Origin of the sequence: Halomonas caseinilytica, assembly GCF_001662285.1 — a bacterium.
Taxonomy (GTDB): domain Bacteria; phylum Pseudomonadota; class Gammaproteobacteria; order Pseudomonadales; family Halomonadaceae; genus Halomonas; species Halomonas caseinilytica.
The window spans coordinates 42,315-68,523 of the sequence record NZ_BDEO01000004.1; the positions used below are offsets into that span (position 1 = coordinate 42,315).

32 protein-coding genes are annotated in these 26,209 nt (G+C 64.7%); 18 read left to right on the forward strand and 14 right to left on the reverse strand.

Features of this window, described 5'->3' with window-relative positions:
• The first annotated feature begins 52 nt into the window (after positions 1 to 52).
• Together HSDC_RS05405 and HSDC_RS05410 are read left to right on the forward strand one after the other, a co-directional pair.
• Entirely contained in the window at positions 53 to 787 is a 735-nt protein-coding gene (locus tag HSDC_RS05405) for a trimeric intracellular cation channel family protein (protein WP_064698926.1), read from the forward strand.
• Positions 784 to 1,860: a DUF3541 domain-containing protein gene (locus tag HSDC_RS05410; protein ID WP_064698927.1), complete on the forward strand. Its 1,077-nt coding sequence runs from the start codon at positions 784 to 786 to the stop codon at positions 1,858 to 1,860. The genes HSDC_RS05405 and HSDC_RS05410 overlap by 4 nt, the downstream gene beginning before the upstream one ends.
• Positions 1,861 to 1,894: 34 nt before the next feature.
• Here the strand turns inward: HSDC_RS05410 and nhaD are convergent, their stop codons facing one another.
• Positions 1,895 to 3,391 (reverse strand): sodium:proton antiporter NhaD, encoded by a 1,497-nt coding sequence (gene nhaD / locus HSDC_RS05415; RefSeq protein ID WP_082919957.1) that lies wholly within the window; start codon positions 3,389 to 3,391, stop codon positions 1,895 to 1,897.
• A 246-nt stretch (positions 3,392 to 3,637) separates the two neighbouring features.
• On the opposite strand from nhaD, the gene HSDC_RS05420 reads away from it, so the two are divergent.
• Entirely contained in the window at positions 3,638 to 4,354 is a 717-nt protein-coding gene (locus HSDC_RS05420; protein ID WP_064698928.1) for a DUF3581 family protein, read from the forward strand.
• A gap of 3 nt (positions 4,355 to 4,357) precedes the next feature.
• Here HSDC_RS05420 and chrA read toward each other — a convergent pair whose 3' ends face one another.
• Positions 4,358 to 5,557, reverse strand: a complete 1,200-nt coding sequence (gene chrA / locus HSDC_RS05425) for a chromate efflux transporter (protein ID WP_064698971.1) — start codon at positions 5,555 to 5,557, stop codon at positions 4,358 to 4,360.
• Positions 5,558 to 5,668: 111 nt separating this feature from the next.
• On the opposite strand from chrA, the gene HSDC_RS05430 reads away from it, so the two are divergent.
• The 3 genes from HSDC_RS05430 (at position 5,669) to HSDC_RS05440 (ending at position 7,712) form a co-directional block, all read left to right on the forward strand.
• A complete protein-coding gene (locus HSDC_RS05430; RefSeq protein ID WP_064698929.1) occupies positions 5,669 to 6,637 on the forward strand; it encodes a magnesium transporter CorA family protein in 969 nt (322 codons plus the stop codon).
• A gap of 38 nt (positions 6,638 to 6,675) precedes the next feature.
• Complete coding sequence (locus HSDC_RS05435; RefSeq protein WP_064698930.1) at positions 6,676 to 7,176, forward strand: GNAT family N-acetyltransferase; 501 nt, start codon at positions 6,676 to 6,678, stop codon at positions 7,174 to 7,176.
• Between the two features lie 128 nt (positions 7,177 to 7,304).
• Complete coding sequence (locus tag HSDC_RS05440) at positions 7,305 to 7,712, forward strand: hypothetical protein (protein WP_244534476.1); 408 nt, start codon at positions 7,305 to 7,307, stop codon at positions 7,710 to 7,712.
• A 55-nt stretch (positions 7,713 to 7,767) separates the two neighbouring features.
• On the opposite strand, the gene HSDC_RS05445 is transcribed toward HSDC_RS05440, so the two are convergent.
• Positions 7,768 to 8,262, reverse strand: coding sequence for a MarR family winged helix-turn-helix transcriptional regulator (locus HSDC_RS05445; protein ID WP_064698932.1), 495 nt, complete (start codon positions 8,260 to 8,262; stop codon positions 7,768 to 7,770).
• 77 nt (positions 8,263 to 8,339) lie between these two features.
• On the opposite strand from HSDC_RS05445, the gene HSDC_RS05450 reads away from it, so the two are divergent.
• The 6 genes from HSDC_RS05450 (at position 8,340) to HSDC_RS05475 (ending at position 12,403) form a co-directional block, all read left to right on the forward strand.
• On the forward strand, positions 8,340 to 9,293 hold the full coding sequence (locus HSDC_RS05450; RefSeq protein WP_064698933.1) for a DMT family transporter: 954 nt from the start codon (positions 8,340 to 8,342) through the stop codon (positions 9,291 to 9,293).
• Positions 9,293 to 9,928, forward strand: a complete 636-nt coding sequence (locus tag HSDC_RS05455) for an NAD(P)H-dependent oxidoreductase (protein ID WP_064698934.1) — start codon at positions 9,293 to 9,295, stop codon at positions 9,926 to 9,928. Before HSDC_RS05450 ends, HSDC_RS05455 begins: the two co-directional genes overlap by 1 nt.
• A gap of 184 nt (positions 9,929 to 10,112) precedes the next feature.
• Positions 10,113 to 10,502 (forward strand): VOC family protein, encoded by a 390-nt coding sequence (locus tag HSDC_RS05460; protein WP_064698935.1) that lies wholly within the window; start codon positions 10,113 to 10,115, stop codon positions 10,500 to 10,502.
• Positions 10,503 to 10,597: 95 nt separating this feature from the next.
• Positions 10,598 to 11,212 (forward strand): LysE family translocator, encoded by a 615-nt coding sequence (locus tag HSDC_RS05465; protein ID WP_064698936.1) that lies wholly within the window; start codon positions 10,598 to 10,600, stop codon positions 11,210 to 11,212.
• 50 nt (positions 11,213 to 11,262) lie between these two features.
• Positions 11,263 to 11,814 (forward strand): GNAT family N-acetyltransferase, encoded by a 552-nt coding sequence (locus tag HSDC_RS05470; protein WP_064698937.1) that lies wholly within the window; start codon positions 11,263 to 11,265, stop codon positions 11,812 to 11,814.
• Positions 11,815 to 11,851: 37 nt separating this feature from the next.
• Positions 11,852 to 12,403 carry a nucleotidyltransferase family protein gene (locus HSDC_RS05475; RefSeq protein ID WP_064698938.1) on the forward strand — a complete coding sequence of 184 codons (552 nt, stop codon included), beginning with the start codon at positions 11,852 to 11,854 and terminating at the stop codon, positions 12,401 to 12,403.
• A gap of 100 nt (positions 12,404 to 12,503) precedes the next feature.
• On the opposite strand, the gene HSDC_RS05480 is transcribed toward HSDC_RS05475, so the two are convergent.
• Positions 12,504 to 13,145 (reverse strand): NHL repeat-containing protein, encoded by a 642-nt coding sequence (locus tag HSDC_RS05480; RefSeq protein WP_064698939.1) that lies wholly within the window; start codon positions 13,143 to 13,145, stop codon positions 12,504 to 12,506.
• Between the two features lie 35 nt (positions 13,146 to 13,180).
• Positions 13,181 to 14,401, reverse strand: coding sequence for a winged helix-turn-helix domain-containing protein (locus HSDC_RS05485; protein ID WP_064698972.1), 1,221 nt, complete (start codon positions 14,399 to 14,401; stop codon positions 13,181 to 13,183).
• Between the two features lie 128 nt (positions 14,402 to 14,529).
• On the opposite strand from HSDC_RS05485, the gene HSDC_RS05490 reads away from it, so the two are divergent.
• On the forward strand, positions 14,530 to 15,312 hold the full coding sequence (locus HSDC_RS05490) for a DUF899 domain-containing protein (RefSeq protein ID WP_064698940.1): 783 nt from the start codon (positions 14,530 to 14,532) through the stop codon (positions 15,310 to 15,312).
• A gap of 33 nt (positions 15,313 to 15,345) precedes the next feature.
• On the opposite strand, the gene arfB is transcribed toward HSDC_RS05490, so the two are convergent.
• Genes arfB through HSDC_RS05505 form a run of 3 tightly spaced genes read right to left on the reverse strand, consistent with a single transcriptional unit; the run spans position 15,346 to position 16,948 of the window.
• A complete protein-coding gene (gene arfB, locus HSDC_RS05495; protein WP_064698941.1) occupies positions 15,346 to 15,759 on the reverse strand; it encodes an alternative ribosome rescue aminoacyl-tRNA hydrolase ArfB in 414 nt (137 codons plus the stop codon).
• 19 nt (positions 15,760 to 15,778) lie between these two features.
• Positions 15,779 to 16,000, reverse strand: a complete 222-nt coding sequence (locus HSDC_RS05500; RefSeq protein ID WP_064698942.1) for a DUF3820 family protein — start codon at positions 15,998 to 16,000, stop codon at positions 15,779 to 15,781.
• Positions 16,001 to 16,051: 51 nt separating this feature from the next.
• On the reverse strand, positions 16,052 to 16,948 hold the full coding sequence (locus HSDC_RS05505) for a LysR family transcriptional regulator (protein WP_064698943.1): 897 nt from the start codon (positions 16,946 to 16,948) through the stop codon (positions 16,052 to 16,054).
• A 180-nt stretch (positions 16,949 to 17,128) separates the two neighbouring features.
• On the opposite strand from HSDC_RS05505, the gene bla reads away from it, so the two are divergent.
• The 3 genes from bla to HSDC_RS05520 all read left to right on the forward strand — a co-directional run bounded on the left by bla (position 17,129) and on the right by HSDC_RS05520 (position 19,119).
• The gene (gene bla / locus HSDC_RS05510; protein WP_211612807.1) at positions 17,129 to 18,031 is read left to right on the forward strand and encodes a class A beta-lactamase; all 903 of its coding nucleotides are present in this window, start codon (positions 17,129 to 17,131) and stop codon (positions 18,029 to 18,031) included.
• A gap of 93 nt (positions 18,032 to 18,124) precedes the next feature.
• A complete protein-coding gene (locus HSDC_RS05515) occupies positions 18,125 to 18,757 on the forward strand; it encodes an NAD(P)H-binding protein (protein ID WP_064698944.1) in 633 nt (210 codons plus the stop codon).
• Positions 18,754 to 19,119 (forward strand): hypothetical protein, encoded by a 366-nt coding sequence (locus HSDC_RS05520; RefSeq protein WP_064698945.1) that lies wholly within the window; start codon positions 18,754 to 18,756, stop codon positions 19,117 to 19,119. Before HSDC_RS05515 ends, HSDC_RS05520 begins: the two co-directional genes overlap by 4 nt.
• A gap of 10 nt (positions 19,120 to 19,129) precedes the next feature.
• On the opposite strand, the gene HSDC_RS05525 is transcribed toward HSDC_RS05520, so the two are convergent.
• The 6 genes from HSDC_RS05525 to trkI form a co-directional block, all read right to left on the reverse strand.
• Positions 19,130 to 19,912 carry a TSUP family transporter gene (locus tag HSDC_RS05525; RefSeq protein WP_064698946.1) on the reverse strand — a complete coding sequence of 261 codons (783 nt, stop codon included), beginning with the start codon at positions 19,910 to 19,912 and terminating at the stop codon, positions 19,130 to 19,132.
• 3 nt (positions 19,913 to 19,915) lie between these two features.
• On the reverse strand, positions 19,916 to 20,389 hold the full coding sequence (locus HSDC_RS05530) for a YbaK/EbsC family protein (RefSeq protein WP_064698947.1): 474 nt from the start codon (positions 20,387 to 20,389) through the stop codon (positions 19,916 to 19,918).
• Positions 20,390 to 20,460: 71 nt separating this feature from the next.
• Positions 20,461 to 21,231 (reverse strand): DUF1499 domain-containing protein, encoded by a 771-nt coding sequence (locus tag HSDC_RS05535; RefSeq protein ID WP_064698948.1) that lies wholly within the window; start codon positions 21,229 to 21,231, stop codon positions 20,461 to 20,463.
• A gap of 148 nt (positions 21,232 to 21,379) precedes the next feature.
• Entirely contained in the window at positions 21,380 to 22,093 is a 714-nt protein-coding gene (locus tag HSDC_RS05540) for a response regulator transcription factor (RefSeq protein WP_064698949.1), read from the reverse strand.
• Entirely contained in the window at positions 22,083 to 24,065 is a 1,983-nt protein-coding gene (locus tag HSDC_RS05545; RefSeq protein WP_064698950.1) for an ATP-binding protein, read from the reverse strand. Before HSDC_RS05545 ends, HSDC_RS05540 begins: the two co-directional genes overlap by 11 nt.
• A gap of 66 nt (positions 24,066 to 24,131) precedes the next feature.
• Complete coding sequence (gene trkI / locus HSDC_RS05550; protein ID WP_064698951.1) at positions 24,132 to 25,610, reverse strand: Trk system potassium transporter TrkI; 1,479 nt, start codon at positions 25,608 to 25,610, stop codon at positions 24,132 to 24,134.
• Positions 25,611 to 25,815: 205 nt separating this feature from the next.
• Here trkI and HSDC_RS16955 point away from each other — a divergent pair, with 205 nt between their 5' ends.
• The gene (locus tag HSDC_RS16955; protein ID WP_064698952.1) at positions 25,816 to 26,004 is read left to right on the forward strand and encodes a hypothetical protein; all 189 of its coding nucleotides are present in this window, start codon (positions 25,816 to 25,818) and stop codon (positions 26,002 to 26,004) included.
• A complete protein-coding gene (locus tag HSDC_RS16960; RefSeq protein ID WP_244534474.1) occupies positions 26,001 to 26,141 on the forward strand; it encodes a hypothetical protein in 141 nt (46 codons plus the stop codon). The genes HSDC_RS16955 and HSDC_RS16960 overlap by 4 nt, the downstream gene beginning before the upstream one ends.
• Positions 26,142 to 26,209 lie beyond the last annotated feature (68 nt).

Consider the following 26,209-nt stretch of genomic DNA (forward strand, 5'->3'; position numbering starts at 1 on the left):
GGCGAACGTCGGGCCTGCTATGCTGGCGACAATGGGACAGCGGAGGATGCAAGTGGCGGGCGTGATCTACTGGCTGGACATGATGGGCGTGATCGTCTTCGCGCTGTCGGGCGTGATCCTGGCCTGTCGTTCGCGGATGGATCCCTTCGGCATGCTGGTGCTCGCCGCCATGACCGGGATCGGCGGCGGCACCCTGCGCGATCTGGTGCTTGGCGTGCGCCCGGTGTTCTGGGTCGACGATCCGGCATATCTGTGGGTCATCCTGGCGACCGTGGGCCTTTCCATCCTCGGGTTCCATTACATTCATCGTCTGTCGCGTGTCTTCCTGCCGGTGGCGGATGCCTTCGGCCTGGCGCTGTTCACCGTGATCGGCGCCTACAAGGCGATGCTGCTGGATGCGCCGGGTGTGGTCGCGGTGCTGATGGGGCTGCTGACCGGGGTGGCGGGCGGCATGATGCGCGATGTGCTGGCGCGACGCGTGCCGATGGTGCTGCGACAGGAGATCTACGCGACGGCCTCGATCGCCGGTGGCGTGATCTTCGTGACTCTGGAGGCGCTGAATGCCTCCTTGTTCGTTGCCATCTGCGGCTCCCTGATGACGACGCTGGGGCTGCGCCTGGCGGCGATTCGCTGGCGCCTGGCGTTGCCGGTCTTCGCTTGGGTGATAGTGGAGCGACCGGCAGGTCAGCCGCAGGCCGGAGAGGCGCCGGCACCACCGAAGCGTCCCAAGGCACGCGTCAAGCTGATTCCTCCCGAGCGGACGCGACGCCGCAAGGAGCGCTCATGAACACGATGCCCCTCCCGCCCGTGCTGCGCTGTCTGTCTCGGGCCTGGTGGCTGGTGCTGTGCCTGTGGCTGGCCGGTTGCGCCCTCGATGAACAACGCGACGAAGCGCGTTATATCGCGGTGGCCGATGAGATACGCCAGCATTATGAGCGAATCCTGCCCGACCTGCCGGCGGACGATCGTCGGCATTACGCCCAGCGCCTCTACCGCCTGACCGGCGAGGCGCGTTACCTGCCGCCCAATCGCGACTATGCCGACCGGCTTCTCGACGAGTTGAAAGAGGAGCTCCCCGGCCTGGCTCGACCGGAGATCATCGCGGCGCGTGCCGAGGCGGCGGTGACCGACTATCCGGAGCGCACCGACAAGCAGCGGCGCCGCAAGCGCATGCTCGCCGACTGGCGCGAGATTGCCTATGCCAAGGGACTGGCCTTTCGGATGACCCAGGCCAGCTACCTCGGCCTGCTCAACGAGACCGACCTGCCGGGATATCGCCGGGCGTTGCGCTACCTGGAGGGTATCGATTTTCGCGCTTTCGTCACTGACCCCGAGGTGATGGAGGTCTATGCCGCCCAGGTAGCCAATCTGGCGTATTACCTCCACGAGCTGGAGGTGGCCGATCTACGCGAGGCATCGATCGAGGCATTCCGCCGGCACTACCCGCCCGAACGGGACGCGTCGCTGTCGCGTGCCTCCTATCGCAACAAGATCTACGGCATGACCCATTTCGTGATCGCCGCCAGCGGCTATTACCAATGGCCTGTGCCGCCCGATGAGTTCGACTGGATACTGGACTACTTTGCCGGCCACCTGGAGCGGATCCTGGTCGAGACCAAGGAGGACATCTATACCGAAGTCGGGATCAGCTTTCTGCTCGCGGGGCGTGAGCGGGATCCTGCGGTGGGCCGACTGCGCGATGCCCTGCTGGCGGCCTACGACGCTGAAGCCCGCATGGTGCCGGCCGAGGACGGGGGCCTCGACCCGGCGTACGGCGAGCACCGCAACGTCCTGGCCATCATGCTGCTGGACTGGCCCGACCGTCTGTATCCCGGGCCAGATTTGGGCGCATCCCCCTGAACCGCCGGCGTGAGAGGTGGCTCAGGGGCAGGGGCTAGCCATGCAGGGCGAAGCTATGCCCATTGAGCCATAGGTGAGTCGCCACGCTGGCGATGTAGCCCAGGGCGATGACCGGGGTCCAGCGCAGGTGGCCCATGAAGGTGTAGTTGCCTCGCGCCTGACCCATCAGCGCCACGCCGGCGGCAGACCCCACCGACAGCAGGCTGCCGCCGACTCCGGCGGTCAGGGTGATCAGCAGCCAGTGACCATGCGACATATCGGGCTCCATGGTCAGCACGGCGAACATCACCGGGATGTTGTCGACCACCGCTGAGACCACGCCCAGGGCGATATTGGCCCAGGTGGCGTGCCACTGGGTGTAGAGCATGTCGGACAGCAGGCCCAGATAACCCATGAAGCCCAGGCCGCCGACGCACATCACGACGCCATAGAAGAACAGCAGGGTATCCCACTCGGCCCGGGCCACGCGGTTGAAGACGTCGAAGGGCACCACGCTGCCCAGCTGCTCCAGCTTCTTCCAGTCGCCGCGCTGCGTGTAGCGGGTACGCTTGCGCTCCAGTGAGCGCGGCAGGCTCTGGCGCAGGTAATAGCCGAAGAACTGCAGGTAGCCCAGACCGGTCATCATGCCCAGCACCGGCGGCAGATGCAGCAGGGTATGGCAGGCCACGGCAGTTGCCACGGTGAGAAAGAACAGCACGATGATGCGTCGCGCGCCACGCTTGAGCCAGACGTCGTCCTCGAGGCCGGCAGGCTTGCGGTTCTGGATGAAGGCGCTCATCACCACGGCGGGAATCAGGAAATTGACCAGCGAGGGAACCAGCAGCGCGAAGAATTCCTGAAAATGGACGATGCCAGCCTGCCAGACCATCAGGGTGGTGATATCGCCGAAGGGGCTGAAGGCGCCGCCGGCGTTGGCGGCCACCACGATGTTGACGCAGGCCAGGTTGATGAAGCGCTTGTCGCCCTCGGCGACCTTGGTGACCACCGCGCACATCAGCAGGGCCGTGGTCAGGTTGTCGGCAATGGGCGAGATGACGAAGGCCAGGATACCGGTGAGCCAGAACAGCATGCGGTAGCTGAAGCCCTTGCGGACCATCCAGGAGCGCAGCGCATCGAAGACGTTGCGCTCCTCCATGGCGTTGATGTAGGTCATGGCGACCAGCAGGAAGAGCATCAGCTCGCTGAACTCGAGCAATGTCTCGCGAAAGGCGTGCTCGGACTCGCTGGGCATGCCGGCCTTGACGTAGACCCAGCCGATCAACCCCCAGATGATGCCGGCGGCGACAAGCACGGGCTTCGACTTGCGCATGTGCAGCTTTTCCTCGGCCATGACCAGGGCATAGGCCAGCACGAAGATGGCCACGGCGAGAAAACCGACGAAGGAGGTGGTCAGGTCGAGGCCGCCGGATGCGGCGAGGGCGGGGCTGGCCAGAAGGAACAGAAGAGGCAGGCAGGACAAAAGCGCGAGGCGATCGGGGAGACGGTGGCGCCGGCATCCTCCGGCGGGGCGGCAAAAGCGTTGCAACATCATTGTTATCCTGAGTTGTAAGATGGGGAAAAGACGCGAAAACTGGCAAATTTTACCATTTTGCACGACGACAATTGGTCTGCTGGCCTGCCCCTTTGGTAGGGGGAGTGCTGCTATCGCCATGAGTCGGTGTGTGGGGTATCGCCGCTTATCCCGCCCCTCGGCGCGAATTTTATGGCATCATCTGCGGCTCCGGCCGGAATGCCGGGAGAGTTTCGTAACGCCAATGACACAGGCAGACTTCGACGCATGTTTCTCGACGATTACCACTCGCGCACAGGCTCGCGCATCCACATTACCGCCGAGCAGGCGAGTCGCTTCGCCAAGCGCGTGGCCGGTGACTTCAACCCGATCCACAATCCCGACGCGCGACGCTTCTGCGTCCCGGGGGACCTGTTGTTCGCATTGGTGCTGGCGCGGTTCGGACTCTCCCAGAACATGACCTTCCGCTTCCTCAGCATGGTCGGCGACAGCGTGCCGCTGACCTTCGTCGAGGATGACGATGGACTGATCCGGGTGCTGGACGATGCCGGAAAGTGCTATCTCGAAGTGTGCCGCGACGGCGAGGTCACGCATGACGAATCCGTGGTAGAGGCCTTCACGCGTTGCTATGTGGCCTTTTCCGGCAAGAACTTCCCCCATTACCTCAAGCCGCTGATGGAAGACCGCCGGGTGATGTTCAACCCGCGTCGCCCGCTGGTGATCTATGACAGCATGGGCTTCTCGCTCACGCGCCTGGATGGCGTCGAGCCGGGGCTGGAGCTGCTCGATTCGTCCCTCGACGTGGTCGGCAAGCGCGGCGATGTGATGCTGGACTTTCGTATCGTCGCCGGCGGCGAGGAGATCGGCAGTGGCGCCAAGAAGCTGGTGGTCAGTGGGCTCTGTGACTATGACGCGTCGGCCATGGACGAGATCGTCGACGAGTTCTATCGGTTGAAGGCGGCCCACGACGCTGAGGTCTCGTAGCCCTCATCCCGTCGAGGGCAGGCTCAGCAGCACGCCGCCCAGGCCGCATACCAGGACCGCCAGCCAGGCGGGTTGCCGCCAGATCGCCAACAGGCTGAAGCCCACCAGGGCAAGGGCGAATTCGTGCGGTCCGAGAATCGCGCTGGTCCACACCGGCTGATAGAGCGTTGCCACCAGCAATCCCACCACCGCGGCGTTGGCGCCGCGCATCAGCGACTGGATGCCTCGGCGTTCGCGCAGCCTGTTCCAGAATGGCAGCGCGGCCAGCAACAGCAATATGCCTGGCAGGAAGATGGCCACCAGGGCCAGCGCCGCGCCGACGATGCCACTGGGCAGCGTATCGGCGGCCATTCCCAGATAGGCGGAAAAGGTGAAAAGCGGCCCGGGAACCGCCTGGGCCGCCCCATAGCCGGCCAGAAAATCATCGGCGCTCACCCAGCCGGGCTGGACAACCGCGGCCTCGAGCAGTGGCAGCACCACATGACCGCCGCCGAAGACCAGGGCGCCCGCGCGATAGAACGCATCGACCAGTGCGATCCCGGGACCGACCGAGGCCAGCAGTGGCAGGCCCAGCAGCAGCACGGCGAACAGCCCCAGGCAGACGAGGCCGGCGCGACGGGAGAGGGCGATGTCCGGGGCAGGGGCGCGGGCCTCGTCGAGGTCCCGGCAGAGTACCAGGCCGGCCAGTCCTCCCAGGAGGATGGCGACAACCTGGCCGGCTGTGCCCCCCAGGCCGGTGACCAGCAGGGTGGTGGCGATGGCGATGCCGGCGCGTCGCCTGTCGGGACACAGCGTGCGTGCCATGCCCCAGACCGCGTGGGCCACGATGGCCACTGCGACCACCTTCAATCCCTGCAGCAGCCCGGTGCCCAAGGGGCCCTCCAGGCTGCCGGCCCCCAATGCGAACACCATCAGCAGCAGCGCCGAGGGCAGGGTGAAGGCCGTCCAGGCGGCGAGCCCTCCCAATGGCCCGGCGCGCATCAAGCCCAGCGCAAATCCCACCTGGCTGCTGGCCGGGCCGGGCAGGAACTGGCACAGCGCGACCAGATCGGCATACGCGTGCTCGTCGAGCCAGCGGCGACGTGTCACGAATTCCGCGCGGAAGTACCCGAGATGGGCGACAGGGCCACCGAAGGCGCTCAGCCCCAGCAGCAGAAAGGCGCGAAACACTTCGGCGAGGTCGTGCCGGGAGGATGCCGTCATGGTGGTGCCGTGTCCGTCCGTGATCGAGGGCATGAATGCCATGGCCATGTAGGCAAGGCCGAATGGCTTGCCGTATCGTAGAGGAGCCTATCATTCAGGGATGACAAGACGATGATTCGAACGCTGCTCCTGGACGCCGATGGTCACGCCTGCCTGGGGGGTGAAGAATTGATCGCGCACTGGCGTGAAGCGGCGGACAGTCGCATCTGGATCGACCTGCAGGGCGAGAGCGCGGCGCGCGAGCATGAGTTGCTCGAGGCATTCGGCTGCCATCCCATGGCCATCGACGATGCCCAGCGTGACCGGCACCCGCCGAAGATCGAAGAGTTCGACGATCATACCCTGATCCTCTATCGCGGCATTTCCTCCTTCGACGACGAGCTCGATTACGTGCCGCAGCAGATGGCATTCCTGCTGGGCGAGCGATTCCTGCTCAGCCTGCATCCAGGGCGGGCGATGAGTGTGGACCGGCTGTTCGAGCGCGAAGGGCAGCGACTGTTGGGACGGTCGCCGGAGTATGTGGCATTGCGGATCATGTATACCTCGGCGGGCTTCTACCTGGAGAGCCTGCTGGCATTCGAGTCGCAACTCAGCGACCTCGAGGATGCCCTGACCAACGACGGCAGCGATGCCCTCATGCGTCGCGTCATCGCCTATCGCTCGAGGCTGGTGAAGATGCGGCGCATCTTCAACTACCATGTCGGTATCACCCAGGAACTGATCGGTTACGACTACGATCATCTGCCCCGTACCAACGAGGAAACCCTGCACGCCATCAATGACGTGCACGAACGCTTCGAGCGCCTGTTGAGCCTGACCCAGATGTACTACGACATCTGCGGTGATCTAGTGGATGGCTATCTTTCCCTGACGTCGCACCAGCTCAACAGCACCATGCGCATCCTCACGGTGATCACGGCCATCTTCGTGCCACTGAGCTTCCTGGCGGGACTCTATGGCATGAACTTCGCCTACATGCCCGAACTGTCGTTCCGTTATGGCTACTTCATCGTGATCGGCGTCATGCTGTCGCTGGTGGCCGGCATGCTCTACCTGTTCAGGCGCAAGCGCTGGCTGTAGTCGTGCATTCTGCCGCTGGGGCTGGGGAGCAACCACTCATGCGACATCGACACCTGGTTTCACTGCACGCCTCGCACCTCGAGACGCTCGCGAGCTGGTTCCCGGATGCGTGGAGTTGTCGTCGTTGGGGAGGGCCGGCGTTTCGCTATCCCTTCACGATGCGGAGCTTTCGCGAGGACCTGCAGCTCGATGAGATAACCTCGCGCGGCTTGCTGGGCGAGTCGGGGGAATTACTGGGCTTCGGTCAATACTATGCGCGCTGGGGGCATTGCCATCTGGCCCGGTTGGCCGTCGCGAGCGATCGGCGTGGCGAGGGGCTGGGGGCGCGGCTCATCCAGCTGCTCGCCCGGGAAGGCGGCAAGGCCCTGGCCACCGAGGCCTGTTCCTTGTTCGTTTTCCCGGATAATCCCGCGCGACGACTCTATCGCCGGCTCGGTTTTGTCGAGACACGGCCTCCCGCTAACGCCTGGACCGATAGGCCCGACATCCTCTACATGACCGTCGAGCTCGAACGGCTCGAGGAGGCCGTCGGGGACTAGGCGGCGAGCAAGGGCGACGGCTGGGCACTATGCTGGAACGGAAGCCCCGAAGGGCAATGTTCACCTACCAGTTTCGGGAGGGATAGCAGATGTCCACAATATCGCTTGGTCGTCGGGCATTATTCGCGTTGCCGCTGTTCGCTTTTTCCACCTTTTCCGCCTTGGCCGAAGAGGGCAGCGACCTGACCTTTCAAGGCGATGCTAGCTTCGGAGGGCCGCACGGCGGCCAGTCGATACAGGCCGCGTTGATCGACACCGCTTCCGGAGAGGTCCTGGGCATGGAAAGCGGCGAGGTCTCCGCCAGTGCGGAGCCCGCCTTTACCTTCGAGTTTCCCAGGGCGCTCCAGGAGGGCGGAAACTACGAGGTGCACTACTGGATCGATTCCAACTTTGGCGGCGGCTCTGTCGGTCGTTGCGACGAGATGCAAAACGATCACCAGTGGAGCATTCCCATAGAAGCGGATGGCGGGAATGTCTCGCATGTAGAAACCCATGATCCTTCGACGCTCGCTTCCGTCTGCGACACTTTCGAGTGACCTCGATATTGTCGCTCATCACCGTCCGGTCCGATCCGGGCGGTGACCATGCCAATTAGCCGTTGGCGTCCAGGCCGCTCATCAACTTGGCCAGCAGGGCGTTCAGCGCGCGCTGCTCCTCATCGCTCAGCGGCGAGAGCGCTCGGGCCTCGTTGTCCACATGCAAGGCGACGGTGCTGTTCACGAGCTCAAGCCCTTCTTCCGTCAGGGTGACCAGCATGCTGCGGCGGTCATCCGGGTTGGGGCGACGCGCGATCAAGCCGGCCTTCTCCAGGCGGTCGAGCTGGTTGGTCATGCCTCCTGAAGAGAACATCAGCACCTTGAACAGCTGGGTCGGCGTCAGGGCATAGGGTTCTCCGGCGCGACGCAGGGTTGCCAGCACATCGAATTCTCTTGGTTGCAAGCCGCGCTCTCTGAAGAAGGGCTCCAGGTAGTCATGGGTGATATGGCGGCTGACGGCCCCCAGGCGGGCGGTCAGCTCCATGGGCAGCAGCTCGAGTTCGGGCCGTTCCCGGCGCCACTGATCGATCGCGACACTGACTCTGTCCATAGTCCTTGCCATCCATTTATCTTGATACTAAGATTCTTTTTATCGTGATACACGACAACGAGATAGAGGAGCATAGAATGGCGAATGTACCCACGGGACACAAGGCCGACGTCGTCAAGGCCCTGGGCTGCCTGCTGCTGGTAGGGACGTTGCTGGCCCTGTCACTGAGCGTGGCCAAGTTCGCCGATGCGGCGGAACTGCCACGCCTCACCTTCCTGATGGTGGCCATGGTCGGCGCCAGTCTCGCTCTGCTGCTGCTTTCGGTGCCGAAACGGGGGCACTGGCGTCTCGATCGCCGCATCATCGAGTACGCGCTGGTCGCCGGGCTCCTGCTGGCCATGCCCAATGCACTGGGCTTTCTGGCGGTGCGTCATGTGGGCGCAGGGTTCGTCTCGCTGAGCTTTGCCTTCCCGATACTGGTGACCTGGTTGCTGGCGGTGCTCCTGCGAATGGAGTCGCTGCGCTGGGACCGGTTGATCGGCGTCTTGCTGGGGCTGGCCGGCGGTGTCGTGCTGGCCTTGTCCAAGGCCGAGGCCGGCGGCGGTCAACTGGGCTGGTCGCTGTTGATCCTGCTGCTGCCTGTGATGCTGGCGCTGGGTAACATCTACCGGACCCGGCGCTGGCCGGATGGCGTGCCGCTCACCTATCTCACTGCGTTGGTGCTGGCAGGGGCGGCGCTCGGTCTGCTGCCGATAGCACTCGGCACCGAACCGGGCCAGATCGGGGAGCTGTTCGACTCATCCGCCGCAGTGGGGCTGCTGATGGTCGAGATGGCCATCTTCACCGTTCTGTATCTGTTCTTCTTCATCCTTCAACGGTTAGCCGGCCCGGTGTATCTGAGCCAGATCGGCACCGTCGCCGCCGTCATGGGCACGGCTATCGCCGTACTCTTTCTGGGGGAATCGGCGCCGCCCAATCTCGCCATCGCCGGTGGCCTGGTCATTGCCGGCACCCTGGTTTTCCAACGTGCGTCCTGGCGAGCAGTACCATCCTCGACGCGCCCGGCCCCCCATCAACCCGAGGAGTCCTGATGATGTTGCATACTGCCCTGAACTGGCGCTACGCCACCAAACGAATGAACGGCCGTCGCGTACCCGATGCCACACTCGAACGCATCCTGGACGCGGCCCACCTGGCGCCCTCGTCCTATGGCCTGCAGCCCTACTCGATCGTGGTGGTCGATACGCCGGAGCTGCGAGAGCGCTGCCAGCCAGCGATGTACCATCAACCCCAGGTCGTCGAGGGCTCTCACCTTTTGGTGTTTGCCACCTGGGAGAGCATCGGCAACGCCGAGGTCGACCAATTGATGGCGCTGATTGCCGAGGAACGTGGGGTCGAGCCGGCATCCCTCGAAAGCTATCGCCATACCATCGCGGAGACGGTCGCTCGCCTGTCGACACCGGAGGCGAGGCATCAATGGGCCGCACGGCAGGCCTATCTGGCCATGGGCATGGTGCTGACAGCAGCCGCCATGGAACGTGTCGATGCCACCCCCATGGAGGGCTTCGATCCGGCGGCCCTGGACGAGGTCCTTGGTCTGCCGGAACGCGGGCTGCGCAGCGCCGTGGTGGTGACGCTCGGCTATCGCGACCTGGAGACCGACTGGCTTGCCGGTCTCAAGAAGGTGCGTTGGCCACGCGACCGTGTGATCGTCCGTGCGGAGTGAGCCGAGCGCTTCGACCCGAGCGTTCAGCGTCGTGTGGGATTGATGGAGTGGTGCGCGAGCGGAAAACTACCGGGTGGGTTGGGGCAAGTACGGGCACATGGCCAAAGGAGCATATCAGCACCCACTACGATTCACGGTATGCTGAAGGCGATGTTCGAAAGTCTTCACGACAAGGATATGAGCGATGCGACTCCAGCGAACCGGCGTGATTCTCAACACCGAGAACCATGAGGCATGCGTGGCCTTTTATCGAGATGTTCTCGCGCTGCCCGTCATGTTCGAGAAGCATGAAGGTGACTTCCGACTGACCTGCCTGGAGTTTGGTGGTGCCTACTTGATGGTCGAAACCGGCGGAGTGGCGCGTCCCGAAGGCAAGTGTATTGCCGAGAATGCCACCAAGCTTCGGTTCAACGTGGCGGACCTGGAAGATGCCCTCGGGACGCTGCGTGCCCAGGGCATCGAGGCGAGCATCGAGCGTAACGCCTGGGGCGCGACCATCAACCTCTTCGACCCCGATGGCAATCGGGTCGGATTGCGCGAAGAAGGGACGTTCCGTCAGCAGGCGGGGGAGTGATTGCCTGAGGGGTATGCCGTGTTCGTCGATCTGTCCAGAATGACCTAGACTCGAAGTCCGTCCATTGTCATTCGAGCTTTTGAGGGCAGTCCGACATGGTATCCATCGAGTTTCTGGTCACGTCCCTGATCGTGGTTCTGGTGCCTGGCGCCGGCGTGGTGTGCACGGTGACGGCGGGGCTGACTCAGGGGCGTGTCGCAAGCCTCTACACGGCCCTGGGGTGCACGATCGGTATCGTGCCCCATCTGCTGGCCACGGTGCTTGGCCTGGCGGCGATCCTGCACACCAGCGCGGTCGCCTTCCAGGTGCTGAAGTTCGCCGGGGTCGCCTATCTGCTCTATCTGGCTTATGCCACCTGGCGGGATCGTTCGGCCTTTTCGCTGGACGAGAGCGTCACTCGATCCAGCGCGTTTGCTCTCATCCTCAAGGCGATGCTGATCAACAGCCTGAATCCCAAGCTGACCATCTTCTTCATGGCGTTTCTGCCGCAGTTCGTCGTGCCCGGCGCGGCGCCCGGGCTGTGGCAACTGCTGGGACTCAGTGCCGTCTTCATGGTGATGACGCTTGTCGTCTTCGTCGGCTACGGCTGCCTGGCGCATGCCTTCCGCCGGGGCGTCGTCGAATCGCCCAGGGTGCAGTCTTGGCTGCGGCGTGGCTTCTCCGGTGCCTTCGCGGGACTGGGCGTTCAACTGGCGCTGTCAGACCGGTGAAGGCTGTCGGGTGGCAGGCCACCGAGCATGTTCGAAAGGCAACGAGGCCCATGAAGCGAAGCCGCGACCACTCGTTCGAGACCGAGAGGCTGACCATCCGCCGCTTGTCGAGGCAGGATCTGCCCGACCTGGCGGCCATGCTGAGTGATCCGGCGGTGATGCGGTTTTCCATCCGGGGCGTCTGCGACCGACGGGCCACCCGTCGTTTCCTCGACTGGAGCCGGGATTGCCACGCGATCCGTGGCTTTGGGCCCATGGCACTGATCGGGCGGGAGAGCGGTGAGTTCGTGGGGTTCTGTGGCCTGGTGCCGGAAGAGGTGGCGGGTGTCGAGGAGGTCGGGATCGGTTATCGGCTGGCCAGACGGTTCTGGCATCGTGGACTGGCGCCCGAAGCGGCCCAAGCTGTGATGGCGCATGCCTTCGACGTTCAGCGCCTGGAGACGGTGGTGGCCGTCATCGAGCCGGCGCATCTGGCCTCCATTCGCGTGGCGGAGAAGGTCGGGTTCCGGGCATTCGTCACGAGTCGTTTCCACGGACGCGATGTTCGTCTGTACCGCCTGTCCCGGGAACAGTGGCGAGACATGAACGCTCCGGTTGGATAGCCCTTGTCGGATAGCTCCTGTCAGAGACCCTCCTGTCATGTGCCATGATCTGGAAAACCGCGTTTTTGCCTGGTTGCGTGCCGATCCCGCTCGTCTCGAAGCACTGGCACTCGCCGAACGACTGCATCTGGCTGACTGGTGTTTGGCCGCGGGGTTCGTGCGCAACCTGGTGTGGGATCGTCTCCACGGATACACGCATCCGACGCCGCTTGATGACATCGATCTGGTGTACTTCGATAGCCGGGATGACTCGGCGGCGCGGGATCGTGAGCTGGAGACGTATCTAAGTGCCGTGTCGAATCTGCCCTGGTCGGTCAAGAATCAGGCCAGGATGCATGAACGCAATGGCGATGCCCCCTATCGCTCGACGTGCGATGCCATGACGTATTGGGTCGAGCGGGAAACGGCCGTGGGTGTCCAGCTTGGCCGGGAGGGGGATATGTCGATGGTGGCTCCCTTCGGTCTGGCGTCGTTGCTGGAGGGCAAGGTGACCTACAACCCGAGATGCCGCAACCGGGCGGCATTTCGGGAGCGTTCGCGTCGCAAGGCATGGTTGTCGATATGGCCAAGGCTGGTTGTCGTCGGCTGAAGGACACCTGTGCCGTGCCTTTCGGCCGAAGGCGCGGTGGAGCGACGTGTCGGGGCAGGGTGGCTTCGGAGCCATCCTGCCCGAGTGACGGGCGGCGGCGTCAGGCATGGCGCGTCGGGCGGCGGATGGCCCTGAGTCGACCGCTGGGGCCACCGCCGCAGAAGAACCGATCGGCCCCGTCGGATTCGAGCCCCGAAACACCCGTGTCGGTCGGCAGTTCGAGGCGTTGATGAACCTCCCCGGTGTGCGGGTCGACCCGTCTCACATCGCTCTCGCCGCTTTCCCAGGTGCCGTGCCAGAGCTCGCCGTCCACCCAGGTGACGCCGGTGACCATGCGGTCGGATTCGAGGGTGCGCAGCACGTCGCCGGTCCAAGGATCGACCTGAAGGATCTTGCGTCCTTCATACTGTCCTACCCAGAGTGTTCCTTCGGCCCAGGCCAACCCCGAGTCATCGTCTTCGCTGGGCGAGGGGATCGTCGCGAGCACATCTCCCGTCTCTGGATCGATGCGCTGGATGCGCTTGCCGGCGATCTGGTACAGGTGCTGGCCATCGAAGGCCGTTCCGGCGGTTGCCGCAGCATCCACCGAGCGCCCTGTCCTGCCGCTTTCCGGATCGAGGGTGGTCAGCGTCTCGCCGGTCGCCAGCCAGATGGAGCGGCCGTCGAATGTCACGCCATGCACGCACTCGATGCCGGGAAACGGGCCGTACTCGCGGATCACGTCGGCTGAATGTCGTTGCATCGTCTTCTCCTTGGTTGTCGATTACCTGACCAAGGCTAGCCGCTCGGCAGTGGACCAGGGAGTAACAAGGTTGTCGTGAACCCGGGGATGGTGGCTGTTATCCAGCGACACGTCCGCCCACGGCCATGGGCCTGCGCCTTGCCCATCGCTGCCAGCGCATCGAGCGAGCGTTGTACGGTGCGCTGGCTGACCCCGAGAGCGAGTGCCAGGGCCGAGCTCGACCAGGCTTCGCCGTCGGCGAGCAAGGCCAGCACATCGGCATGCGGCGTATCGTCGGGTGGCACCAGCACGACGACATCGCGGGCATCGTGTGGCGCGAGCGCAAAGCCTCGGCGTGTCGCGTTCACCGTGGCCAGCGGGCGCAGCGCCGTGCGCAGTCGGCCGATCTCGACCCGTAGCCGCGCACGATGCGTCTCGTCGATGTAGCGCGTTTGGAAGGCGTGCTTGATGAGGATCTCCCGCGGTACATCGTCGGGCCACGCTTCGCCCAGGGCGCGCACGAGCGCGAACAATACTGGCCGTCGGGTCAGCGCGACCAGGGTGTCGGTGTGGCGCACGACATGGCGGCACCCATCCACCACCAAGGCACGGGAGGCCAGGAGAGCCTCGACATCCGCGAGCAGCAGGGGGCGCTCGCCGTCGCATGTCATTCGGCGCGCCGCGGTGGTGTGCAGCACATGGGTGGCGGTTTCGATCTCCGCCAGCAGGGCTGGAATGCCGGCGGCGCGAGCGGCGTGCCCGGCTCTGGCGAGTGCGGAATGGACTCGGCCGGTCTTGAGTCGTCGCGTCGCGATGCCCGCTACCACGAGTTCATGGGCGGCTCGCAAGGCCGGTGGCAAGGCGGCGGGATCGATGCCCGAGAGGCGTTCGTCGGCCGCGTCGAGGCGACCGAGCAGCAACAGATGGCGGGCCTCGAGGTGACGAGCATGGGAGGCATTCACGAGATCGCCGTGTGACGCGAGGGTCGCGTGGGCATCCTCGAGCGCCCTGGCGGGCCAGCCGAGGTCACGCGAGACGAGCGCAATCTCGGCCTCGGCGATGATGCATCGCGCACGCGCCACCGTGTCCTTCGAGCCAAACGCTCGCGCGGCATCGCGCAGCCGTTCCCGGGCCAGCGCGAGATCGCCGAGCCGCGCCATGGCGATGCCCCTCAGGGCGAGGGCTGGCGCATCCTCGCGCAGGGCAATCCGGTTCAGTGCGCCGAGCGGGTCGCCCTGCGCGAGCGCGCGCCCCGCAGCCGCGATCAGGGCATCCATGGAAATGTCGCCATCATTGTTACTCCCGGACGCGCCGTGCATGTACTAACTATATCTCATGGGTCGGTATCGACAGGCCCGAGAGATGACACGAGCGATCATGCACGATTCGAAAGGAGAATGCCGAGATGACGGGACATCGAACCGGGACACGCGAAGAATGGCTGAGGGAGCGGCTCGAACTGCTCCAGGCGGAGAAAGCGCTGACCCGGCGCAGTGATGAATTGGCGCAGTGGCGGCAGTCGCTGCCATGGGTACGGATCGACAAGTCGTATCGATTCGACACCGAGAAAGGAGAGGCCTCGCTCAAGGATCTCTTCCAGGGGCGCTCGCAGCTGATCGTCTATCATTTCATGTTCGGGCCGGACTACAAGGCGGGTTGCCCGTCCTGTTCGATGATCGCGGATGGTTTCAACGGCTTCACGACCCATCTGGCCCATCATGACGTCACCCTGATGGCAGTATCACGAGCACCGCTGGCGGTCCTGCAAGCTTACAAGCAGCGCATGGGCTGGTCCTTTCCCTGGGCGTCGTCGCCCGATGGCGACTTCAACTTCGATTTCAATGTCTGGTTCACCGAGCAGCAACAGCGTGACGGCGACATCGAGTACAACTATCAGCGCGAGCCTGCCTTCGCATGGCGGGAGGGGAAAGAAGGCGGTGGCGAGGCACCGGAAGCGCAGTTCGCGGCCATGTGCGGCACCGATTCACCCACCTACCAGCGCGACCGGCCGGGAATGAGCACCTTCGTCCTGGAGGATGGCGTCGTCTACCATTGCTATTCCGCGTATTCGCGTGGACTGGATGGCTTGTGGGGCGCCTATCAATGGCTCGATCGAGCTCCCAAGGGACGCAACGAGTCGGGAGGGATCTGGTGGCGCCGTCACGACGAGTACGGTGACCATGCATGACGGCACCCTGCGGATCCGGATGGACATGTCCGGTCAGGGCTTGACCTTGCCGCGCAGGGCCTTGGTCTTGCCCTTCTGTACCTTCTTGTCGACCCGGCGGCGCTGGGAGCCCCGGGTCGGCTGGGTCGCCTTGCGGGTCTTGCGCGGCCGCACGGCGCCCTGGATCAGTTCGCGAAGTCGTTCCAGGGCGTCTTCCTTGTTAAGCTCCAGAGTGCGGTGATTCTGGGCCTTGATGATGATGACCCCTTCCTTGCTGATACGCCGATCCGACAGCGCCATCAGGCGTTCCTTGTAGAAGGGCGGCAGGCTCGAACCGGGGATGTCGAAGCGCAGGTGCACCGCCGAGGCGACCTTGTTGACGTTCTGCCCACCCGCGCCCTGGGCGCGAATCTGGGTGATCTCGATTTCCCGGTCGTTCAGTTCCACGGTGTTGGAAATACGCAGCATAGGCTCCCCGGGTCCGGGATCACGCCTGCGACGTGCGTCGCAGTGGGGCGAGCAACCCGCCCAGACCGTTATGGTCGATTTCATGCATCAGGTGCAGCAGCCGGCCGATCTCGCCGCCTGGAAAGCCCTCTCGGGCGAACCAGTTGAGGTAGGGGCCAGGCAGGTCGGCGATCAGGGTCCCTTCGTACTTGCCGAAGGGCATCCGCAGGGTCACCAGTCGTTCCAGGTCCTCGGGGTTCACGGGCGTGCTCCTGTCATGACAAGGGCGGTATCTTACGGCAATGGCCGGTATTCAGGGAAATGCCGGGGTGGTATCCGCGGCGATGGCCTTGCCCAGCCAGTCCTCGAAGGCGTGCATAGCCGGTGTGACGGGGCGGGACTTCAAGCGCGTCAGCCAGTAGCTGCCCATGGAAGTGTGCAGGTCGAAGGGCTGGCGGATGGCGCCGCTGGCCAGTTGTCGAGTGAACATCCGGGGCGGGCAGAGCGCCACTCCGGCCCCCTGCAGGGCGGCGTCCATCATTGCCAGCGAGGAATCGAAGACGATGCCCTGGGCGAGAGGTGGTGTGGCATGCACGCCGGCGGCTTCGAACCAGCTCGCCCATTCGTGTTCGCGGTAGGAGCGCAGCAGGGGATGCTGTGTCAGGTCGGCCGGCTCGCGCAGGGTGGCGGCGATGCGCGGAATGCACAGCGGGGAAAGCGGCGCCTCGAACAGCGGTATCGCCTCGGTGCCGTGCCAGCCTCCATCGCCGAAGCGTACTGCATAATCCAGCCCTTCGGCGGCGATGTCGGCTCGATTGTTGTGGGTCGACAGGCGTATCTCGATGAGTGGATGACGCGCTTGAAAGTCCGGCAGGCGGGGCAACAGCCAGCCCACGGCGAAGGTTCCCACCGCGCCGACCATCAGGATGTCGCGGACCCGCCCCGTCTCCAGGCGTTCCAGCATCTCGGCCATGCGATCGAAGGAATCCTGCATGATGGGCAGCAGCGCCTCGCCTTCCGGCGTGATCAGCAGGCCCCTGGGCAGACGCTTGAACAGCGCCACGTCGAGCCGGTTCTCAAGCAGCTTGACCTGATGGCTGACGGCCGCCTGGGTGACGTTCAGTTCGTTGGCTGCCTGAGTGAAACTGGCATGTCGCGCGGCGGCCTCGAAGGCACGCAGGGCATTGAGGGGAAGGTGGGGTCTGGCCATGACAAGCCCTAACTCAACTTATGTGTGAGGCAAAATATCATGGTTTGTGGTGCGAATGGCCGCTATATAGGCTTGATCTTCGATGATGTCGTGAAGGAATCGGATATCTGGCCGAGCAGCGTTTAACCTGGCCTGTTTGCCGCTTGATCGAAGTGTTTCCTCACATGTAAGGAGAATGTCGTGTCGTTATCCCTGACCCGTCGTGGGTTCACTGCCCTGCTTGGTTCCCTGGCCGTGGCGGGAGCCATGCTAACCCCGATGATCACCCTGGCCGATGCCGAGAGCGCTGGCCTGGAGGCCGAGCTGGCATCGCTGGAGCAGCGGCTTGATGGTCGTCTTGGCGTCACGGTGACCGATACCGGCAGTGGCCGGCATTGGGGCCATCGCGAGGACGAACGTTTCCCCATGGCCAGTACCTTCAAGGTCCTGGCCTGCGCCGCCTTGCTGGATCGCGTGGATGCCGGCCAGGAAGAACTGCAGCGCCGCGTGATCTACGAGAAGGATGATCTGGTGACCTATTCGCCGGTCACCCAGGAACATGTCGGGGAACCCGGCATGACGCTGGATTCGCTCTGCGAAGCTGCCATGGGCTACAGCGACAACAGCGCAGCCAACATGGTGCTGAAGGCGATCGGTGGCCCCAGTGCGGTGACCGATTTCGCACGCTCGCTGGGTGATGACATGACGCGCCTCGACCGCTGGGAAACCAAGCTCAACGAGGCCACTCCCGGCGATCCGCGCGACACCACCACGCCGGCGGCGATGGCGGCCGACCTGCAGGTGCTGTTCCTCGGCGATCGACTCTCGAAAGAGTCCCGAGAGCGACTCACCGACTGGTTCCTCGGCAACCGGACGGGCGATGCTCGCCTGCGCGCCGGCCTACCCGATGACTGGCGGATCGGCGACCGGACCGGCAGTGGTGAACATGGCTCGACGAACAACGTGGCGGTGGCCTGGCCGTCGGACGGCGAACCGGTGATCATCAGCGCCTACCTCACCGAGTTCGAAGGCGACATGGACCAGCGCAACGCTGCCATCGCCGAGGTCGGAAAGCTCGTGACAAGAGCCTTGCAGCAACGCTGAACGGCTGTGGTTGCTGCACTCGCGTCGGCACGACCTTGAATCTCTCGGGGCCGGCCCACATGCAAGGGAGACACACCCACGCGAGGAGGCAGCATGACGACACTGGTGATCGGCGCCAACGGACAGATCGGGCGCCAGTTCTGCGAGCTGGCCAAAGCGGCGGGCGAGCCCATCAAGGCGATGGTGAGAAGCGAAGAACAGCGCGCCTGGTTCGAGGAGCGTGGCATCGACACCGTGGTGGCCGATCTGGAAGGCGAGCTGCGCCATGCCTTCGAAGGCTGCGACCAGGTGCTCTTCACGGCAGGGTCCGGGCCGCATACGGGGCCTGACAAGACGTTGATGATCGATCTTCATGGCGCGATTCGAGCCGCCGACCTGGCGAGTGAGCTGGGACTGTCGCGCTATCTGATGGTCAGCGCCATGCGTGCCGAGGATCCGTTGACTGCCCCCGAGAAGTTGCGTCCCTACACGGCGGCCAAGTTTGCCGCCGATGCGCACCTTCGCCATGCTCGTGTGCCGCATGTCATCCTCAAGCCCGGCCGGCTGACCGATGAGGCCGCCACCCGCAAGGTCGCCACCTCGCTCGAGGAAACCGGTGGTGAGAATACCGTCTCCCGGGCCAATGTGGCGCACGCGCTGTTGCATCTGGTCCAGGCGCGCACGCTGGCTGACCGTGAATTCGACCTGCTCGACGGCGAGCGCGAGATCGCCGAGGCGCTGTCATGAGCGACGGGGGCACCTCCGGGAGTGGCGAGCAGGCCCTTGCCGATCAGGCGCGGCGGGTGCTGGAAACGGTGCCCGACACGGCCTTGCCGATGACCTATCGCCAGCTGGCCGAGGCGCTCGGGTTGACGCCACCGCGCACCATCCAGCGCGTGACGACGGCCCTGGAAGCGCTGATGCGCGAGGACGCTCAGCAGGGGCGTCCCATGATTGCCGCTCTGGTCGTCAGTCAGCGAGGCGAGGGGCTGCCGGCGACGGGCTTCTTCGAGCTGGCCGCCGAGCTGGGGCGACTTCCGGCCGATCCCGCGAGGCAACTCGATGCCTACCGCGAGGAATGTCGCCGTGCCCTGGCGACGCGTGGCTGAGGAGATTCCCTCAGCCGGACCCGACGATCAGCCCGAGCACGCTGACCAGGATCAGCACCGCACCGAGCACACGGAAGAAAACGCCGCTGCCGGCGGACAGCATGTAGCGGTGGGCGCGTTCGCCGAGCAGATGGCCGACCAGCGCACAGGGCAGCAACCAGAGCTGGTGGATCAGTTGCAGGTCCACGCCGGCGATGAGGAACGAGACCATCTTGATCGCCACCAGGATGAACCACAGCACGAACAGGGTATCGCGCAGCTGGTGCTTCGCCACATGGCTGGCGAACACCGAGACGATCAAGGGCGCGCCGATCAGCGAGGTGCCGCTGACATAGCCGCCCAGTCCCAGCAAGGTGCAATCGACCACCTTGCCCTGGCTGCGAAACGGCTTGTTCAGCAGGTAGCTCGTGCCGTAGACGAGCACGATCGCGAAGATGATGATCGACATGATGTGGCCCGGCAGGGTCAGGAGACCCACCACGCCGATCAGCTTCGGCACGATCATGATCTTCAGTGCCCGGAACAGGTAGGCCCAATCGATGTTGCCGCCATCGTTCCCTTGTCCGGCCTCGGAGTTGCGAGCCTGGCGATGGCCGCGCCAAGCGATCCAGCTCGAGAAGATCAACAGATGGATGGCGACGATCGGCAGGAAGACCAGCGGCTCATCGAGGACCAGCAGCAGAAAGGGCAAGGCCAGCACTGCGCCACCGAAGCCCAGACTCGTCCTGACGAAGCCGCTCCAGGCGAAGATCAAGCCGATGAGCGCATACTGGTACCACGCGAGATCTGCCATGGTTCAGGCGATTTCCGGTGTCTTGCAGACATCCACCCACTCGGCGCCGACGAGTTCGGCGAGCCGGGCCGGCGCGAGGCGGACGGCGCTGTTCACCTCGCCGGCGGCGGGCAGCACCTCGTCGTAGGCCTTGAGCGAGGCATCGCAGTAGACCGGCAGCGGCGTGGCCAGGCCGAACGGGCAGACGCCGCCCACGGGATGGCCGGTCAGTGCCAGCACGGTCTCGGCATCGAGCATCTTGGCCTTGCCGGCGAAGGCATCGCGCATCTTGCGATTGTCGAAGCGCGCGTCGCCACTGGCCACCACCAGTACCTGTCTATCGCCGATCCGGAAGGCCAGGGTCTTGGCGATCTGGCCGGGCGCCACCCCATGCGCCTCGGCGGCCAGTTGGACGGTGGCCGTACTGGTCTCGAGTTCGAGTATCTCGATGTCGGGGGCGTTTTCGGCGAGAAAGGCGCGCACACTGGCGAGGCTCATGATCGACTCCCTGATGCATTGATGAGCCATGATGATAGCGAATCGGGTCAGGCTGTGAAGGCGTGTCGACGCTATTCCCGCAGGCGCTGCGCCACGTCCTCGAGGAAGGTCTGGATGCGGGCCGCATTGGTGCCGAGGTCGCTGCGACCGATTCGAGAGGCCGAGCGCATGTCGACCTGAACGCCGCTCGGCGTCTCCGTCAGCCGGACCACGATATCGTCCTCGAAGCCGAACCAGCGTGTGGTAGCGGTGGCTTCGAGCCGGTGGGACGTGACCTCGGCGACGTGCCAGTCACGGGCATCGACCGTGGCTTCCACGGCGGCCATGACGCGCGCCAGGGGCTGATCCAGGGTGAGCGGCGCGAGGCGCGGATAGGCAATACGCTGCTGCCGGGCGAAGGGCTCGCCGGGATAGGCGACTGCGTTGGGTGCCGCCTGGCGCTCGTCAGCCAGGGCCTCGAAGGCGGGCGGGTCGGTCATGTCGGTGGTGATGTCGTGGATCGGCGGCGCGGTGCGGGCCATGTGCATCATCTGTGCTGGCAGCGCGATGGTCGCGGCCACGGCCAGGATCACCACCATGCCGACCAGTGCCGGCCGCCAGCGCCGGCATAGTCCGGCCACCATGAAGGTCAGCAGGCCGAGCACGCCCGCCCCCAGGGCCAAGTGTGAACCCTGGCGAAGCAATGTGAACGAGGACCCCAGCGACAGCCACTCCAGGCGGTAGGCCGGACCCGCGGCGCCCATCAGTGCCACCGATATCACCAGCAGGAGGACACCCAGCCAACCCAGCACGACGGGCCAGCGACCGCCGCGAGGGCGTGGCTTGAAGGACAGGGACGACATATCACGCGTTCTCCCGATGCGGATGACAAACCACCATCATAGGCCTCCGACCCCGGCTTTGCCGACCGGGTGCCGAAAAAATCCTCGCCAGGAGACGGAAAAGCCGCTCGAAGCGGTGGCTCGGACGTACCGACATCAAGGCGACCGGTTATGCCTCGGGATCTCGAGGGGCAAGCAAGCGATAGCCGATGCCCGCTTCGGTCTGCAACAGGTGTGGCGACTGTGGATCGTCGCCCAGCTTGTGGCGTAGCTTGCTGATCACGATGCGCAGGTAGTGGCTATCGTGGGCGTGATCGGCGCCCCATATATCGCGCAGCAACTGGGTTTGTGTCACCACGCGCCCGACCTGCCGGACCAGCAGGGCGAGCACGGCGTATTCCTTGGGCGTGAGATGCACAGGGTCGCCATGCAGACTGACGCGATGGGCTGACAGGTCGATGGTCAGCCCTGCGTGTCGATAGCATTCGACGTCGCCCGTGGTGTCCGGCCGTCGCCGGTGGCGCAGCAGCGCGCGTACGCGAGCGAGGAGTTCCTGGATACCGAACGGCTTGGTGACGTAATCATTGGCACCATTGTCGAGTGCGCGGACCTTTTCGCTTTCCTGGCCACGCACGGAGACGATGATGACCGGGATGTCGCTCTGCGCCCGCAGCGCATCCAGCACGGCTTGCCCGTCCATGTCGGGCAGCCCCAGGTCGAGCAGAACGAGGTCGGGGGCTTCCTCGCGGGCCCGAGCGAGGCCCTGGGTTCCCGTTTCGGCCTCGATCACGCTGAAGCCCTGGGAGACCAGGCTGATGCGCAGGAAGCGTCGGATCTGTGGTTCGTCGTCGATGACGAGCACTCGGTCGCGTTCAGTCGGCATGAGGGGGCTCCGAGTCTTGCGTGTCCTCCGTGACCGGCAGGGGCAGATGGAGGGTGATCATGGTGCCGATCCCCTGCGGGCCGAGCCTGGCATCGACACTGCCACCATGCGCGCCGACCATGCCCTGGCAAATGGCCAGCCCCAGGCCACTGCCATAGCGGCTGCGGTCGCCTTCGCTGCCGGTGTGGAACATGTCGAACACAGCTTCCCGCATCTCGGGAGCGATGCCCGGCCCCTGGTCCATCACCCGGATCTCGAGCTGCCGGTGGTCGGTATCGAGCCGGCCCTGGATGCACACCTGGCCGCCCGGTGGGGAGAAGCGTGCGGCGTTGTCGATGACGTTGACCAGTGCCTGCTCGATCAGGGCGGGATGAACATGCAACAGCGGCAGGTCCGTGGGCCAGTCGAGTCGAAGCTCGAGGGGGGACAGCGCTGGCGCCAGGCGTTGCACGGCAGCCGACACCAGGTCGTCGAGGGAGATCCAGTCGCGCTCGAGCTTGAGGTTGCCGTGTCCCAGCCGGGTCATGTCCAGCAGGTTCTGGATATAGCGGTCGAGGCGTTCGCTCTCGCTGAGAATGCCGTCCAGCAGTTCCGCCTTGTCCTGCGGGCTCAACTGCGCTTCCAGGTCGCGCAACGAGCTCGCCGAACCGATGATCGACGCCAGGGGCGTGCGTAGGTCATGGGAGACGGAGGAAAGCAGTGCCGAGCGCAGGCGTTCGTTCTCTTCCGAGACCCGCGTCGTTTCCAGTTCGCCGACCAGGCGTGTCCGTTCCAGTGCCATGGCCAGCTGGCCGACCAGCGACTCCAGCAGCGCTTCGTGATCGGGACTCAATGGCGCGGGGCGCTGCCCGAGCTTGATGCCCACCATGCCGATGCTCCGCCCCCGAGCCGACAGGGGCAGCATCCGCCAGCCTTGGTCGTCCTCGTCGAGCTGCCCGGTACCCACGCCACTGGGGCGCTGGTGCTGCCAGCTCCAGCTTGCTGCGGTCAGGGCTGGCGCATCCGGTACGGTTCCCTGTGGTATGGCCTGCCGAATGCATGGATGGCTGCCACCTGGCTCGAAATCCAGGAAGGCGACCGGGACATGCAGCCATCGCTCCAGCGCAGTGAGGCCGATATCGCACACCTGTTCCCGATCGGTCGCCGCGGAGAGGGAGCGTGAATAGGCCAGCAGTCGCTGGGACTGCTCCTGGCTGTGACGCAGGGCGTGCAGGCGTCGACGCCCGGTCCCGGCGAGTTGGCCCACCACCACGGCGACCAGCAGGAAAAAGACTACGGTGAGCAGTTGTTCCTTCTCGAGGATGGCCAGCGAGAAGCGGGGCTGCATGAAGAAGAAATTGAAGGACAAGAACCCCAAGAAGGCACTCAGCATGGCCGCCCTGGTACCGGCGAGGGCCGCACTGGCCAGTACGGCTGCGAGAAACACCAGGGAGAGGTCGGCCAGCTCCAGCCAGGCCTGCAGGAGCCAGGCGGACCCCAGGGCACAAAGGGACGTCGCCGTCGCGATCGCGGGTTCGCGCAACTGGAATCGCTGCCAGGTCCTGCGTGGACGGAAGCGGGGACGCTTGCTGGTCTCGGCGATCATGACCAGGTCGAATGCGCCGCCCGCATGGAGCAGGCGCTCGGGTAGCGAGCGACGCCAGAAGCGCCATCCGGAAGGACGCGAACAGCCCACCAGCAGGGTCGTGATACGGTGCTCGTCGGCGTAATGGAGCAGCTCCGCCACACGGTCCTGACCCTGGATCGTGTGCATTTCGCCGCCCAGGCGAGCGACCTTGGAAGCGTCCTGCTCCAGGACGAGGCGTCTGTCGGCATCGAGGCGGCCGCCGTCGACATGCACAGCCCCCCAGGGCAACTGCTCGCGTTCGGCGAGACGGTGAGCCGAGCGGATCAGCGCGGCATCCTCGCTGCTACCGCTGAGCGCCGCCAGCACACGCGGGCCATGCAAGGAGGTGTTGGACGATCGGGTCATGGCGGCTTCCTGAGCGTTGTCCGGCATCATGGGAAAGTCACGTCAAACGTCATGGCAAAGAGGCCGCTATTGTCGCCAGAACATGGGCGTCAGCAGAACCAGTACCGTGAGGATCTCCAGGCGGCCCATCAGCATGCCTGCGCAGAGTAGCCACTTGGCGGCATCCGGCAATGGCGCGAAGTTGCCGGCAGGACCGATCGTCTCGCCCAGGCCGGGGCCGACATTGGTGACCGCCGTGGCCGCACCGGTCAGGGCCGTGATGAGATCGAGTCCCAGCAGGCTCAGCCCAAGGGCCAGGCCGGCGACCGTCAGGAAGAAGAAGAACGAAAAGGCCACCACACCTCGGGTGATGTCATCGGTCAGCGGCTGGTTGTTGTAGCGCGAGACGAAGACGCCGCTGGCGTGGATCAGATAACGCAGTTGGTTGCGCAGCAGCAGCATGGCCACCTGGAACCGAAAGATCTTCATGCCGCCGCTGGTGGAACCACTGCATCCGCCCACGAAGGTGAGATAGAAGAAGGCCACGACGGGCATGGCCCCCCAGGCGCTGTAATCATCGGAGGCATAGCCCGTGGTGGTGACCACGGAGATGACGTTGAACGTCACGTGAGTCAGTGAGGTAAAAGGTGCCGAGCCCTGACCGATTCGCCAGGCCGTGAGTGCCAGGATGACGATCAGCAGCAGCAACAGCAGGCCTTGTACCTGCTGGTCACGCACCAGGGCCAGGCGCGAGCCCCGCAGGAAGCGGATGTAGAGCACGAACGGCAAGGCGCCGCACAGCATGAACAGGCTGCCCATCCAGAGCAGTTGTGGCTGTTCGGCATAGGCGCCGAAGGACGCATCGGAGTTGGCGAAGCCGCCGGTGGCCAGTGAGGTCATGGCATGCACGACGGCATCGAGCGGGGTCATGCCGCCCAGGTAGTAGGCCAGTGCGGCCAGCGCGGTGAAGCCACAGTAGATGCTCAGGGTCGCCTTGGCGATGCCGCCCGTGCGTGGCATCACCTTGTCGGACCAGTCGGAGGATTCGGTGTGGAACAGGCGCATGCCGCCTACCTTGAGGAACGGCAGGATGGCGATCCCCATGACGATGATGCCGATGCCGCCGAGCCACTGCATGATACCGCGCCAGAGCTTGAGGCCATCCGAGAGCTCCTCGATATGCACCAGTATCGTCGACCCTGTGGTGGTGATGGCCGAGACGGATTCGAAGACCGCGTTGGTCAGGGTCAGTTGTGGTGCGCCCAGCGCCAGCGGCAGGCTGGCAAAGCCGCTGATGGTCACCCAGCTCAGCGTCGTCAGCACGAACATCTGCCAGGGCTTGAGGCTGATGGGAACTCGCCAGGTAACGAGCCACGATAGCGCCGCCGCCGCGAGCACGATGGCGATCGACAGGCCGAATGCCATGGCATCGGGCTCGCCTTCGACGATCAGTATCAGCAGTGGAATCGCCATGAACATGGCCAGCACTACCCATAACACGGCGAGCACCTTGAGAATGGGTGCCCACCGGCGCAGTGCATCCGTGACCCTCCGGACGTCAGGCATGAAAGAGGCCCTCCTTTGCATCCACCTCACCGACGATGAGAAACATGAAAGCACGAGGTGACGTAAAAAGTCCGTAAAACTGCGGAGGCTGATGGTATTCGGGGAGGGGGCTCAGCGGTAGCTAGCTTGGTGGCCCTGGATCTCCTGCTGCTCACCCATGAGCCGGCAGACTGCGAACCCACTATCGACGAGATTCCGCGGACTGGTGCGCCGGTGCGGTGATAGTGAGCGCATCGCCATCGAGAGTGCCACCCCGGAGGCGGCCTTCGAGTTGCAGCGGCGCGGCTATCGCGTGCTGGACGCCCAGGAGCCCCTTGAACTGGCGTGTGCCTTCAAGGTGCCCAACGAGATCAAGATGGTGCGCTCATCATGGCGGGTTGTGGAAGAGGCATGACGCTCTGCGTGGAAAGCTTCATCGGCCACGAGGACGGCGGCGAGGGCGTCAAGCTCGAGGAACAGTTGTATATTCGCGACGACGGCCGGGTCGAGCTGCTGTCGGATTATCCCTTCGATCCCAGGCTGACGGCCTAGGCCGTGTCCCGGCAGGGGCGTCGCTGCCATTCCCTTTTCTCATGGCCGGCATTCTCAATCCAGGGGCG